Source organism: Micromonospora sp. DT31 (assembly GCF_049841795.1).
GTDB lineage: Bacteria > Actinomycetota > Actinomycetes > Mycobacteriales > Micromonosporaceae > Micromonospora.
The window spans coordinates 1-12,937 of sequence record NZ_JBNCKZ010000021.1; the positions used below are offsets into that span (position 1 = coordinate 1).

General features: G+C 72.4%; 10 protein-coding genes and 2 tRNA genes. 5 read left to right on the top strand and 7 right to left on the bottom strand.

What is annotated here, in order from left to right; genetic code table 11:
• A partial coding sequence (locus ACLQ2X_RS24880) for a type I polyketide synthase (RefSeq protein ID WP_425683492.1) occupies window positions 1-3,310 on the bottom strand: 3,310 nt, incomplete at its 3' end.
• 379 nt (window positions 3,311-3,689) lie between these two features.
• Between ACLQ2X_RS24880 and ACLQ2X_RS24885 the strand changes: the two genes are divergently transcribed.
• A complete protein-coding gene (locus ACLQ2X_RS24885; RefSeq protein ID WP_425683493.1) occupies window positions 3,690-4,955 on the top strand; it encodes a type III PLP-dependent enzyme in 1,266 nt (421 codons plus the stop codon).
• Window positions 4,888-5,190, top strand: a complete 303-nt coding sequence (locus tag ACLQ2X_RS24890) for a PIN domain-containing protein (RefSeq protein ID WP_425683494.1) — start codon at window positions 4,888-4,890, stop codon at window positions 5,188-5,190. Before ACLQ2X_RS24885 ends, ACLQ2X_RS24890 begins: the two co-directional genes overlap by 68 nt.
• 503 nt (window positions 5,191-5,693) lie before the next feature.
• Here ACLQ2X_RS24890 and ACLQ2X_RS24895 read toward each other — a convergent pair.
• The 3 genes from ACLQ2X_RS24895 to ACLQ2X_RS24905 form a co-directional block, all read right to left on the bottom strand.
• Window positions 5,694-6,758 carry a polysaccharide deacetylase family protein gene (locus tag ACLQ2X_RS24895; RefSeq protein WP_425683495.1) on the bottom strand — a complete coding sequence of 355 codons (1,065 nt, stop codon included), beginning with the start codon at window positions 6,756-6,758 and terminating at the stop codon, window positions 5,694-5,696.
• A 372-nt stretch (window positions 6,759-7,130) separates the two neighbouring features.
• Window positions 7,131-7,484: a hypothetical protein gene (locus ACLQ2X_RS24900; protein ID WP_425683496.1), complete on the bottom strand. Its 354-nt coding sequence runs from the start codon at window positions 7,482-7,484 to the stop codon at window positions 7,131-7,133.
• Window positions 7,485-7,863: 379 nt separating this feature from the next.
• Window positions 7,864-8,451, bottom strand: coding sequence for a DUF6892 domain-containing protein (locus ACLQ2X_RS24905; RefSeq protein ID WP_425683497.1), 588 nt, complete (start codon window positions 8,449-8,451; stop codon window positions 7,864-7,866).
• Between the two features lie 57 nt (window positions 8,452-8,508).
• On the opposite strand from ACLQ2X_RS24905, the gene ACLQ2X_RS24910 reads away from it, so the two are divergent.
• On the top strand, window positions 8,509-8,877 hold the full coding sequence (locus ACLQ2X_RS24910; protein WP_425683498.1) for a tyrosine-type recombinase/integrase: 369 nt from the start codon (window positions 8,509-8,511) through the stop codon (window positions 8,875-8,877).
• 74 nt (window positions 8,878-8,951) lie between these two features.
• Here the strand turns inward: ACLQ2X_RS24910 and ACLQ2X_RS24915 are convergent.
• Window positions 8,952-9,024 (bottom strand) — tRNA-Arg (locus ACLQ2X_RS24915).
• A 34-nt stretch (window positions 9,025-9,058) separates the two neighbouring features.
• A tRNA-Ser gene (locus ACLQ2X_RS24920) sits at window positions 9,059-9,149 on the bottom strand.
• A gap of 452 nt (window positions 9,150-9,601) precedes the next feature.
• Between ACLQ2X_RS24920 and ACLQ2X_RS24925 the strand changes: the two genes are divergently transcribed.
• Window positions 9,602-10,819, top strand: coding sequence for a hypothetical protein (locus tag ACLQ2X_RS24925; RefSeq protein ID WP_425683499.1), 1,218 nt, complete (start codon window positions 9,602-9,604; stop codon window positions 10,817-10,819).
• Here ACLQ2X_RS24925 and ACLQ2X_RS24930 read toward each other — a convergent pair.
• Window positions 10,787-11,521: a CPBP family intramembrane glutamic endopeptidase gene (locus ACLQ2X_RS24930; protein WP_425683555.1), complete on the bottom strand. Its 735-nt coding sequence runs from the start codon at window positions 11,519-11,521 to the stop codon at window positions 10,787-10,789. The two genes, ACLQ2X_RS24925 and ACLQ2X_RS24930, sit on opposite strands and share 33 nt — an antisense overlap.
• Before the next feature lie 161 nt (window positions 11,522-11,682).
• On the opposite strand from ACLQ2X_RS24930, the gene ACLQ2X_RS24935 reads away from it, so the two are divergent.
• Entirely contained in the window at window positions 11,683-12,804 is a 1,122-nt protein-coding gene (locus ACLQ2X_RS24935; protein WP_425683500.1) for a globin domain-containing protein, read from the top strand.
• Window positions 12,805-12,937: the final 133 nt, after the last annotated feature.

Sequence of the window (12,937 nt, forward strand, 5' to 3'; positions counted from 1 at the left end):
AATCCCACAACGACTCCGGCGAATCCACCCCACCCGGATACCGACAACTCACCGCCACAATCGCGATCGGCTCGTCGGCCGCTGCGGCCGGCAGCGCCTGGTCGGCCGAGCCGGCGGTGGATGTGCCGGTCAGGGCCGTGGTCACGTACCGGGCGACCGCGATCGGGGTGGGATGGTCGAAGACCAGGGTGGCCGGCAACCGCAGCCCGGTCGCGGCACTCAGCCGGTTCCGCAGCTCCACCGCCCCCAGTGAATCCACTCCCATCGATTTAAAGGTGCGGTCGACGGCCACGTCGTCGGCGCTGGAGTGCCCGAGCAGCTCCGCCGCGACAGCCCCCACCACCGCCAGGACCGCACGCCGGCGTTCCTCGACGCCGAGGCCGGCGAACCGCGAATCCGACCGGACCGGGGCAGGACTGTCAGCGGCCTCCCGGGGGGCAGCCGGAAGCGCACGGTGTCGCCGACGCCAGTCGGCGAGGGCCGGCAGCAGCGATCCGAGCGCGGCCCGCTCGTCCAGGCCGACATCCAGCGTCTCGGTCAACGCTGCCAGGTCCTGACCGGCCACGGCCGTCCAGAACCGGTCCTCGTCGGTGTGCGGAGCCGGCGCCAACCAGTGCCGCTCCCGCTGGAACGCGTACGTCGGCAGGGGCACCGAACGACCGGGGGGATTCAGTCCGGCCCAGTCCACCGGCGCGCCGTGGACCCACGCGGCGCCGGCCGCCCGCCGGAACCGGCTCAGATCCCCTTCCCCCCGCCGGAGCGTCCCGACCACCGCTCCCGCACACCCGGCGGCATCGAGGAACTCCTCGATGCCCTGCGTCAGGATCGGGTGTGCGCTGCACTCGATGAAAAGCCGGTGCCCCTGCCCGATGAGGGTCGTCACCGCGCGATCGAACCGGACCGCGGACCGCAGATTGTCGAACCAGTAGCCCGCGCCCAGGGCAGACCCCTCCACGACGTCCCCGGTCATCGACGAGACCAGCGGCAGCGGCCCCGACACCGTCGGCACCTCACCCAACAGCTCCGCGAGCGGGGCCGCCAGTGGGTCCATCAGCGGAGTGTGTGAGGCGTAGTCCACCTCGATCCACCGGACCCGCACCCCGTCGGCCTCCAACCCCGGCACCCAGTCGGCGAGAGCCTCGACGGTGCCCGCCACGACGGTCGACGCCACGCCGTTGACCGCCGCGACCCAGACCGAGGGAGCAAGTCGGGCCGATACCCGCTCGACGGGTAGGCCGACCGACACCATTGCCCCGCCCGGGGCGGCCGACGCCAGGACCTGTGATCGCAACGCCACCACACGCGCCGCGTCACCGAGGGGCAGCACCCCGGCGACGACGGCCGCGGCGATCTCGCCCTGGGAATGTCCCACCACGGCGGCCGGCGTGACACCGACCGACTCCCACATCGCGGCCAGGGACACCATCACCGCCCACAGGGCGGGCTGCACCACGTCCACCCGGTCCAGGCCCGGCGTGCCCGGCACCGCCCGCACCACCTCGCGCAACGACCAGGTCACGTACGGAGCCAGCGCCCGCTCACACTCGGCCATGCGGGCGGCGAACACGGGCGAGGTCTCCCACAGCTGCGCCGCCATGCCGGCCCACTGCGCGCCCTGACCGGGAAAGACCAGGACCGGGCCGGGCCCGTCGACGACCGATCCGCTCAGCACGTCGGTCGAGAGCGCGCCGGTGGCCAGCCGGGCCAGCCCGTCCCGCATGGCGGACCGGTCGGCACCGACCACGACACCGCGCCACTCGAACGCCGTTCGGGACTGTGCCAGCGAACAGCCGACGTCGGCGAGCGCGGCTGCGCCGTCTCCGCTGACCACGTCCGAGCCGGCCAGCCGTTCGGCTCCTGCCCGCAGGGCGGCCACCGAACGACCCGACAGCACCCACGCCAACTCGGTCTCCGTGGAATCGACCGACGGCGCGAGAGCGGCGGCGGGCCCGGAAGACGGATCGACCGCCTTTACGGCCGGGTCGTCGACAGCCGGCCTCGCCTCCCGGGGCGCCCCGCCGAGCACCAGGTGGCAGTTGGTGCCGCCCATGCCGAACGAGGACACGCCGGCGACGAGGGGCCGGTCCGCCCAGTGCCGCGCCCCGGGGCCCGCCTGGACGCGCAACCGCCATTCGTCAAGCGGGATGCGGGGGTTGGGGGTGTCGAAGTTCAGGCTGGCCGGGATCTGCCCGTACCCGATGCTCAACGCGACCTTGATCAGGCCGGCGATGCCGCCGGCACCTTCGAGGTGCCCGATGTTTGTCTTCACCGAGCCCACCAGCAGGGGGTCCGCGGCAGGGCGGTCGGCGGCGAACACGGCACCGAGCGCTGCCGCCTCGATGGGGTCGCCGACGGCCGTGCCGCTGCCGTGCAGTTCGACGTACTGGACCGCGGCGGGGTCGACACCGGCACGCGCGTACGCCGCGCGCAGGACGTCCTCCTGGGCCCGCTGGTTCGGTACGGTCAGGCCTTCGCTCTCGCCGTCGTTGTTCATCGCGCCGCCGAGGATCACGCACCAGACCGGATCCCCGTCGGCGACAGCCTGTGACAGCTTCTTCAGAACGACGACACCGGCGCCCTCGCCACGGACGAAGCCGTTGGCCCGGGCGTCGAAGGTCCAGCACCGGCCGTCCGGGGACAGTCCCCCGAAACGGTCGGCCTTCAGCGTGCTCTCGGCGGTCAGGTTGAGGTTGACCCCACCCGCGAGCGCCAGCGTCGACTCGCCCCGGCGCAGGCTCTCGCACGCCAGATGCACCGACACCAGCGATGACGACTGGGCGGCGTCGACGGTGAGGCTCGGACCACGCAGGCCGAAGCGGTAGGACACCCGGTTGGCGATGATGCTGCGGTGCAGGCCGGCGAATGTGTGGCGGTCGATGAGGGCGGCACCGCGCCGGTGCACCATGCTGGCGTAGTCGTCACCGATGGCTCCGACGAACACGCCGGTCCGGCTGCCGCGCAGCCGATCGGGCACGATCCGGGCGTGCTCCAGCGCCTCCCAGCTCAGCTCCAGCACAAGTCGCTGCTGGGGATCCATCGCCGCGGCCTCCCGCGGCGGGATGCCGAAGAACGCCGCGTCGAACGTCTCGACGTCGTCGAGGAAACCGCCGAAGCGGGGGGTGGGCAGCACCGCGGGATCCCACCGCTCGGCGGGGGCCTCGATGATCGCGTCGCGTCCGGCGGCGAGTAGCTCCCAGAATCCGTCCGGGCTCGACGCACCGGGCAGCCGGCAGGCCAGTCCGATGATCGCGACCGGCTCGTCCGGAACCGCCGTCACATCGTCGGCCCGGCGGTTGTCGCGTCCACTCATGTGATGCCTCACTGATCCTCGTCCCGGGTACGCGAGGATGGCGGGAGAGCGAGTCCGGGGCCATGACTGGCGTCGCGCGTTACCGAGCAGCCGGCAGACTCGTCTTCCGGTCCCCGGTGAGTCGAGCCATCGATTCCCCGGAAGTCTCATCTGCCCTTCCCGAGCCCGTCCAGAGCGGACCGGTGGCATCGTGCTGCCTGCCGGTTGCGGCCAGTACCGGCGCCACCGGGACGGAATGGGGAGGCCGCCGGTCACGACCGTCGGGAGCGCCCGGCGGCACGGCGGCCCGATCCGGCGGCCGAAGCCGGCCAGTGGCAGCGCCTGGTAACGGCTCGTACCCTCGGCGAGCCTGGAGCCATCCGGACGACGAAGGCGGACGATGATCGGCAACAGCAGGCTGGCGGCCGACCGACGTCGGGGTCTCCTCGACGAACTGGCTCGCGACTACGGCACCCCGCTCTACGCGTACCAACTCGACGCGGTCCGCGACGCCGTGGACGGCCTGCGGCGATCCCTGCCCGACGAGGTCCGGCTGCTGTACTCGGCGAAGGCGAACCCGCACCCGGCGATCCTGCGTACGGTCACCGCCGCCGGGGCCGGCCTCGAGCTCAGCTCCGTCGGGGAGGTCGGCGCGGCGACCGGGATCGGAGCGCCGACCACGGAATTGCTCTACACCGGCCCGGGTAAGACGACCGAGGAGATGGCCTCGGCCATCCGCGACGGAGTCCGGCGCTTCTCCATCGAGTCGCTCACCGACCGCGACCGGCTGGTTGCCGCCGCCGGCGACACCGGCGTGGAATACCTGGTACGGATCAATGCCCCGGGTCGCCGCCGTGGCGCGGGCCTGCGGATGACCGGCGGTCCCTCCCAGTTCGGCGTCGACTCCGCCGACCTGGTGTCCACCCCGGAGTTGCTGCGGCCGGCAGCCGGCGCCCGGCCGGTGGGGTTCCACATCTTCTCGGCGACGAATGTGCCGGACGAGGCGGCGTTGCTCACCGAGCTGGAGACCAACATCGGTACGGCGGTGTGGGCTGCCGAGCAGACCGGCTTCACGGCCACGACGATCGACATCGGCGGTGGCTTCGGAGCGCCGTACGCCGCACCGGGTCACCGCCCGCACTACGGCGGCCTGCGCGACGAGCTGACCCGGCTGCTCGATCGTTCGCTGCCGGGCTGGCGGTCGGGCGAGCCCTGGGTGGTGGTGGAGTCCGGCCGCCACCTGGTGGCCGAGTCGGGGACGCTGCTCACCACGGTTCTCGACGTCAAGACCAGCGGCCCGCACACGTACCTCGTCTGCGACGCGGGGATCAACGCCCTGGGCGGCATGCACGGGCTGGGCCGGTTGCTCGCCCCGGCCGCGCAACCCACCGACCCGGACGGCGACGGCACCGCCACACCGACCGTCATGGTCGGCCCGCTGTGCTCCCCGCTGGACATCCTGAGCCGCTCGGCCACAGTGGCCCGGCCCGCGGTGGGTCAGGTGCTCGCCATCCCCAACGTCGGGGCGTACGGCCTCACCGCCAGCCTGGTCGCCTTCCTCGGCCGGGAACTGCCGGTCGAGGTGGCGCTCGACGGAGATGAGGTGGTCGAGGCTCGGCGACTGTCCCTCGTGGCGTCGGCGGCACCACGGCGAAGGCCCAGCTAGCGGCAGTGCCGGGCAGTTGACGCGGGCGGGGGTGGTGACACCCGTAATCGAGCACCGGGCGCTGGAAGTGCAGATGCTGCTGGCCGACCGCGGCCAACACCGTGCCCCGTCGATCCCCGACCTGCTGATCGCCGCAACCGCCGAAAAGACCGGACTGACCGTCTTGGCCGCCGACAAGGATTTCGACCTCATCGCCACGCTCACCGGCCAGCCGATCGAAACCCTGCCCAGTTGAGCCGCACCCGCAAAAATCAAAGCCAGCCTCGCAGGAATCGGCCCAACCGCAGACCATCACGAGCGCCCCGAGGCGAGGTCGAAAACAGGTGATCCGGCCTCGGCAAAGCGGAAGCCGACGGCAGGCACCCAGGTCACGAACCGGCCAACTCGCGGCAACGCGGCCGCACCCACACCGCACCCACGTGACACCCACCGTCCGGACAGGCCGGACAGGCCGGACAGGCCGGACAGGGTCCGAACCGCGGTTCCGCAGCTCGGACCCCGCGACGGGGCGATGCCCGAATGTCAAGTCCGCTGCTCAGGGCCGAGCCACGCGCGGTCGGGAAGCTGAACCCCCATGTTTCGGCGCTCGCACCGTCGGTCGCGCCCGGGAATCACCCGCCTTGCTGGTCGGTGCGTGCTGGCCTTGCCTGTTCTGTCAGCTCCGTACCCACGCTCACATCACAGCCACCCGCCCGGACCGCCTGAGCCGTTTTCGGTGGCCTGGGCGGGCCACCGGGATCAGCCCGTGGTGCAGGAGCGGATCTGGGCTCTGGCGCCGCTGTTGCCGTTCATCATCGTGGTGAAGCCGAAGGTGTTGCCGCTGCCGTTGGACCGCATCGTCATCACGTAACCGGTGCTATCCCAACTGGGGGTGCCGTTCCAGGTGGTGACGATCCGCTGCGGCGCGGTCACCGCCACGACCACGGTCCAGTTGCTGGCCCCCTGAACCGTCACCGAGGTGTTGTACCGGTCACCCCAGACGTTGGGGGTCGTCGCCGTCGCTGTGCACCCGCCGGTGGGAGGCGGAGTGGTTGGCGTGCCGGTCGGCGACGGAGTGGTCGGCGGCGGAGTGGTCGGCGGCGGAGTGCCGTCCGGGGCCACCGCTCGGCCGGTGCTCGGTGAAATCATCCCCGGACAGAGGTTGCGGCTGCTCAAGTTGGCGACGATCTGCGGAATCGCGTCGCGGGTGTTCTGAATGCCGTCGTGCATCAGGATCACCTGGCCGGCCTGGAGGCGGCTGGCGTTGGAGACGATCTGGCTGACGCTGGCGCCGTTCCAGTCCTGGGAGTCGACGTCCCAGATCACCTGGCGCAGGCCAAGCGACGTGGCGACCGACTGGAGGGTCGAGTTGGTCTCCCCGTAGGGCGGGCGGAACAACTGCGGCCGGACCCCGGTCGCCGACTGGATCGCCGAGTTGGTCTGGGAGAGGTCCGACTGCATCTGGCTCTGGCTCATCGAGGTCATGTGCGCGTGGTTCCAACTGTGGTTGGCCACCCACATGCCTGCGTCGACCTGGGCCCGTGCGGCGGACTGGTTGTTCTGCACGTTCTGCCCGACGTTGAACATGGTCGCCCGTACGCTGTTCGCGCGCAGCACGGACAGCAGTGCGCTGGTGCTGCCGGTCGGCCCGTCATCGAAGGTGAGGCCGACGTACCCGTTGCAGGTGGCGGCGCTGGACGGAGTGGCGGCGACCGCGAGACCGGCGGCAGTCAGCGCCACGGTGGAGGCGAGCACGGCCAGCCGGACGGTGAGACGCGATGTTCGGGGAGCGGACGGGCGGCGGGAGCCGATGCTGGCGTACATGCGCAGGTCCTCCTTGGGACGGGTGATACCTGACGACGCATGGCTTCAATCGACAGATCTTGATGCCACTCGTGCTCGGAGTATTGCAGCGGCGTTTCGAACACGTCAATGATTTTCCGGAAGTTTTCCGGAAAGACCGGCCGGTCGGCCGCGACCACTCCAGCTCGCCGAGGTCGGTCGGGGAGTGCTGCTTGTTGCGACGCAGCTTCTGCAACGCCAGGTGGTCCTCGCAGGCGCGCAGGAGATTCGGGGCCTTGGCGCGGAACCGCTCGAAGTCCGTGCCGATCTTGATGTCGTTCAGTGTGACGACCGCGGGCACGCCCAGCTCGTCGGTGAAGTCGGTGTAGACGACTGCCCGCTTGGACCTCTCGATCAGCGCTCCAGGATCAGGTGCAGCATCTCGCTGACCGAGCCGGCGGGATCGGTCACCGGAAACTGGACGGCGCGTGCCGTTCCGGTGGGGTCGAGCAGCAGCGTGGTGCGCTTGAACCGGTCGGTGCCGGCGGCACGGAAGGTGGGCAGCAGCAGCGCCGCCGCGAGCCGTCCGTCGGCGTCGGAGAGCAGCGGGAACGGCAGCGCGGCGTGCGCGGCGAAGGCGGCGAGCTCGCGGCGTAGGTGGTGGATTCGAGGGTGCAGCCGAGCGCGCCCGGGATGTCCGCCCAGTGCGGCGGCGGGCCCGGCGTGCCGGGCGCGAACGCGCCGGGGAAGCAGTAGAGCACCGTCCACGCGTCGGGTGTGGCCGGCGGCACGGGAACGCCATCGTGACGTAGCAGGGTCAGCTCGGGCAGCCGACGCCCGACGTCACAGTCAAGACGGGATGCGCACCTTCTCGCGCACGGGCAGTGCGCGAGGGCGGTGCGGCGCGGTGGTCCACATCGCGCGCGGCCGGCGCCAACCCCGACCGGCAAGCGCGGGACACACGACCTGTACGCCCGGGGAGACCTGGCCCGTTGGGCGGGAACCGAGACCGAGGAGAGCGTCCGCCGATGGTCACCACCACAACTACGCGGACCACCCCGCCCACCCTGCCCGGACCGCCGCCGCCCTGACCCCGTCCGGCCGCCGTCGCCGCCGGGCGCGGAGGCTGCCCGGCCCGGCGGTGTGGTCAACGGCGCCAGCTGTGGCGGACCGTCACGCCGCGAGCCGCCAGGCGGTCCGGGACCTCCGGATCGTCCAGGCTCGCGTAGTGGACGTCCAGGTTCTCCAGCCGCGGCAGCGAATCCAACACCGCCGCCTGCGTGCAGAATCCGGTCAGGCAGAGTCTCGACAGGCTCGGATGGCCGGTCAGCGGGGTCAGGTCCAACCCCGTCGAGCGGTAGCCGTGGCCGTCCAGGTCCAACCACTGCAGACCCGACAGCGCCTGGATGCCGTCCAGCGAGAGCACCTGGTAGTCGTCGGTCTCGCCACCGGTGTCGATGTCCAGGGTCTGCTCGATGAGCATGTATATCTCGTTGCCGCCGTCGAAGTACAGGTGGGTGATCGCGGCGACCTCGGCGGCGGGCACCGCGACGGCGTGCAGGAGTCCCAGCGACGCCGCCAGACGTGGCCCGGGGCCCGGATAGCCGTCGTCGGGGCCGTCCGGGCCGGTCGACTCGACGATCGCGATGAGGTCGGCCTCGGCGACCACACCGCTTGTCAGCAGGGCGTTCAGTACGCCGAGATGCAGGCCGCGGTCGGCGAACACGAGACTCACGATCTTGACTGTATCGGGTTACCCGGGCACCGTCAGGTGCCGCTGCCAGGGATGGTCGTGCGGGCGCTGCAGGATCACCAGCGGGGCCAGGAGGCGGAACGCCTGGCGCTCGGGGCGAGGTGGCCGAGCCTGGGCTACGTCTTCACAGCTCCGATCGGCACGCCGCTGGATCCGCGCAACTGCACTCGGCTCGTGCAGGACCAGTGCGCCGAAGCCGGGCTGCCGGCGATCCCGCTGCATGATCTTCCGCATGGCTGCGTCTCGGTCCTGCTGGCCCTGGGCGTGCCGCCCCGGACCGTCATGGACATCGTGGGGCACAGCACGTTGGAGATGACCATGACCGTCTACGGGCATGTGAGCCTGGACGACAAGCGGGGGGCGCTGGATCAGCTCGGCGGCCTGCTCGATGAGGGGACCCCGGAATGACGTTGCTGTCACCGGTTTGCTGTCAGGGCCGGTCGCAAGCGACCGGCCCTGTGCGTTTTCCCTGTTCAACTGTGTGCGCCCGAAGGGACTCGAACCCCTAACCTTCTGATCCGTAGTCAGATGCTCTATCCGTTGAGCTACGGGCGCTGGTGCTCGGCCAGTCTACACACCGGCTTTCGCGCGGAGACTCCGGGATTCGAACCCGGGAGGGGCTTTAAGACCCCAACCGCATTAGCAGTGCGGCGCCATAGACCAGACTAGGCGAAGTCTCCCTGGTGACCCGTAGGTCACCGTGCCCGAGGATACAGGCCTGGACCCGCCGGGAGCAAAACGACTATCCGCCGCCGGCCGAGCCGCAGGTGTTTCACCGTGTGCCGGATCACGTGCAGGGCTACGCTCCATCGATATGCAGGAGCAGCCGCCGAGCGAGCCACCCCGTCGCGAGCCCGCCGCCAAGCCTCGGCGGAGCCGCTCCGCCCGACCGGCCTTCAATCCGCCGCCGACGCCGGAGGCCACCCCGGTGGAACCGACGAGCGACGCCCCGACGCGCGGGCGTCCGCGCCGGGCGGCGCCCTCGGTCGTCTTCCAGCCGCCGACGCCGACCACCGCCGCACCGCCACGCCCGCGCCCGGCTGCCGATCCGGGTACGCAGCCGCCCGCGGCAGGGGCACCCCAGCCGCCACCGGAGGCGGACGAGCACGCGTCGGCCAGGGAATCTCCGGTCGTGGACGCGCCGGCGGAGGCGGCACCAGAGCCGGCGAGAACCGCCGAGGCGGCACCGGAGTCGGCGGGAACCGTCGCGCCGGAGACGACGAAGCCCGCGCGGCGTGCGCCCGCGCAGAAGAAGACCGCACCGGTGGCCAGGAAGGCCGCCCGGAAGGCGGCTCCCCGGGTCGGGGAGGCGACCGCTCCGCCCGAGTTCACCGCCCCACCGGCGAGCGGGCCGCCGCCGGGCGGAGCCGCGCCGGTCGTGGCGGAGGACCCGGGGGCCGCGCCCCGGCCGGCACGGGCGCGCCGGACCACCAGGGCCGCGCCCGCAGCGAAGACCGGTGTGGCGAAGACCGGCCCGGCGAAGCGCACCGCGGCAGCCACACCCGGCGACGCCGTCGAGCGGGTGCCGCGGCCAACTCCGGGCGGCACTGCCGGCCCCACCGGCGGCGACGACGTCGCCCCGATCGTGCCGGCCCCCGAGGAGCCGCCGATCACGGAGGCGACCACCGAGGAACCGTTGATCGCGGTGGCGGAAGCCGGGGCCGGCTGGGCGCCGGTCCCGCGTACGCCGATCGTGGGCTGGCGGGCGGTGGGGCCGCGGTTGCGGGACCACCCCGGGTTCGCACCGGAGTTGTTGGCCCTGGCGGCGGTGGACGTGCTCGGGCCGCGGGCCGCGGCCTGGGTGGAGCAGGTGCGGCGGGCCTACCCGCACGCGGACGCGGACGGGGTGGCCCGGTTGGCCACCCGCCGGTTCGTCCGGCTGGCCGGTACAGGTGGGGCGCTGGCGGCGGGCGCGGGGCTGTTCGCGCCGGCCGCGGAGCTGGCCGCGGTGCTGTGGACGCAGGCGAACCTGGTGCTGCACCTGGCCGCCGCGTACGGGCGGGACCCGGCCCACCCGGATCGTGCGGTGGAGCTGCTGGTGTTGACGCTTGTGCACCCGGACGACGGCACGGCTCGGGCGGCGTTGGCGGCCGCGCGGGCGGCCGACGAGCCGGTGGGCGCGCCGTGGGGCCGGGTGGCGCAGGCGGCCGGGCGGCTGGCGATGCCGGTGACCGCGCAGGCGGGCGGGTGGCTGGGGCTGCGGTTGGCCGCGCGGTGGTTGCCGGGCGCGGCGGCGCTGGCGGCGGCGACCGGTGGTACGGCGGCCGCCGGGCGGGTCGCCGCGCGGGCGGTCGCCCGGTACCGGCCCGGCCGCGCCTCAGAGCCAGTCGAACCAGGATCGGGGCAGTAGCGCGTAGCCGACGAAGGCGAACACGTCGAGCAGCGTGTGCGCGATGATCAGCGGGGCCACCCGGCGGGTGCGCAGGTAGACCAGCCCGAAGATCACGCCCATCACGGCGTTGCCGACGAACGCGCCGAAGCCCTGGTAGAGGTGGTACGAGCCGCGCAGCAGGGCACTCGTGGCGAGCACCGCGCCCAGCCGCCAGTTGAGCTGCCGCAGCCGGGTGATCAGGTAGCCGACCACGATCACCTCTTCCAGCACCGCGTTCTGCACGGCGGCGAGGATGAGCACCGGCACCGTCCACCACAGGTCCGGCAGGGCGGCCGGGACGAGCGTGGCGTTGAGGCCGAGCTGCGCCGCCGCCCAGAACAGGGCCAGCCCGGGCAGGCCGATGAGCGCGGTCAGGCCGACGCCCCGGCCCAGGTCGGAGCCGGGCCGACGGAAGTCGACGCCGAGCGTCCGGGCCGGGTCGCCGGGGTCACGCGCCAGCAGGTGCACGGCGAGCAGCACCGGCAGCAGCGCGAAGACGATCCCGAGCAGTTGGTACGTGAGGTCGAGGTAGGGCCGGGCCGACGCGGAGGTGTTCAGCGCGGCGGTCTGCTTCGACAGTCCACCCGAGGCGGTCAGCTTGGCGATCAGCGAGACCAGCGCGTACACGGCGGACTGGCCGAGGGACAGACCGAGCACGAGCAGCGTCTCGGTGCCAAGCATCCGGCGGGAGACCGGACGGGCCCGCTCGTCAACCGTCACCGGACCATGAAAGCACTTCGGCGGCCGGACCTGCCGGTCGCACAGATTGTGCGACCGATGTACACGCTCCGTGGACATTCTATCCGGGCCGATCCGCCCGTACGGAGAAGGAGCGTGCCCCTGTGGAGAACTTCGCGCGGCTGCTGAAGGAGAGCTGGACCCTGGTCGAGGAGCACCGGGGGCGGCTCAGCGGCCACTTCTACGCCCGGCTGTTCCTCCTCGACCCGGAGCTGCGCAAGCTCTTCCCGGTGCAGATGAACGGGCAGGGCGACCGCATCCTGGAGGCGATCGTCACGGCCACCCAGACCGTGGACGACCCGGAGAGCTTCGACGAGTACCTGCGCGCCCTGGGCCGGGACCACCGCAAGTACCACGTCGCGGCCGAGCACTACGCGACCATGGGGGTCGCGCTGCTCGACGCGCTGCGCAGCACCGCCGGGGACGGCTGGAACCTGGAGTACGACCAGGCGTGGCGGGAGGCGTACGCCGGCATCAGCGAGCGGATGCTGGCCGGCGCGGCGGCCGACACGAACCCGCCGTTCTGGCATGCCGAGGTGCTCACGCACGAGCGGTACGGCCCGGACACGGCGGTGCTGACCGTACGCGCGTTGCAGGACCCGCTGCCCTGGCAGGCCGGCCAGTACGTGAGCGTGGAGGCACCCCGGCACCATCCGCGGGTGTGGCGGACGTACTCGGTGGCGAACGCGCCGAACGAGGAGAACGTGCTGGAGTTCCACGTGCGCACGCCCCCCGGGGCGGCGGGTTGGGTCTCCGGCGCGCTGGTCCGCCGGACCAGGCCGGGTGACCTGTTGCGGGTGGCCGCGCCGATGGGTTCGATGACGCTGGACCCGGACTCCACCCGGGATGTGCTCTGCGTGGCCGGCGGGGTGGGGCTGGCGCCGATCAAGGCGTTGGTGGAGGAGCTGACCCGGGTCAACCGGACCCGCTGGGTGCACGTCTTCTACGGTGCCCGTCGCCCGGACGAGTTGTACGGGCTGCCCGGGTTGGAGGAGTTGGTGGCGACCCACCCGTGGTTGTCGGTGACGCCGGCGTGCAGCGAGGACCCGGACTTCGGCGGCGAGCTGGGGGACATCTCCGAGGTGGTCACCAGGTACGGGCCGTGGACCACGCACGACTGCTTCGTGTCCGGTTCGGCGGCGATGGTCCGGGCGACGTTGCGGGCGCTCGCCGCCGACGACGTTCCGCCGGCGAACATCCGCTACGACACGTTCGGCGATCTCTGAGCTTTCCTCCCCCCGAGCCGGGGGGGGGGGGCCCCCCCCCCCCGGGGCCCCCCCCCCCCCCCCCGGTGCCGGGTGGGGGGGGGGGGCGCCCCCCGGCCGCCCCCGCGCGGCGCCGCGGGGGGGGCCCGGGGGT

What these genes read in the sequence shown, in the direction of transcription:
- ACLQ2X_RS24885 (WP_425683493.1), top strand. Translation starts at nt 3,690, where the DNA reads ATGATCGGCAACAGCAGGCTGGCGGCCGACCGACGTCGGGGTCTCCTC.
- ACLQ2X_RS24890 (WP_425683494.1), top strand. Translation starts at nt 4,888, where the DNA reads ATGAGGTGGTCGAGGCTCGGCGACTGTCCCTCGTGGCGTCGGCGGCAC.
- ACLQ2X_RS24895 (WP_425683495.1), bottom strand. Translation starts at nt 6,758, where the DNA reads ATGTACGCCAGCATCGGCTCCCGCCGCCCGTCCGCTCCCCGAACATCG.
- ACLQ2X_RS24930 (WP_425683555.1), bottom strand. Translation starts at nt 11,521, where the DNA reads ATGCTTGGCACCGAGACGCTGCTCGTGCTCGGTCTGTCCCTCGGCCAG.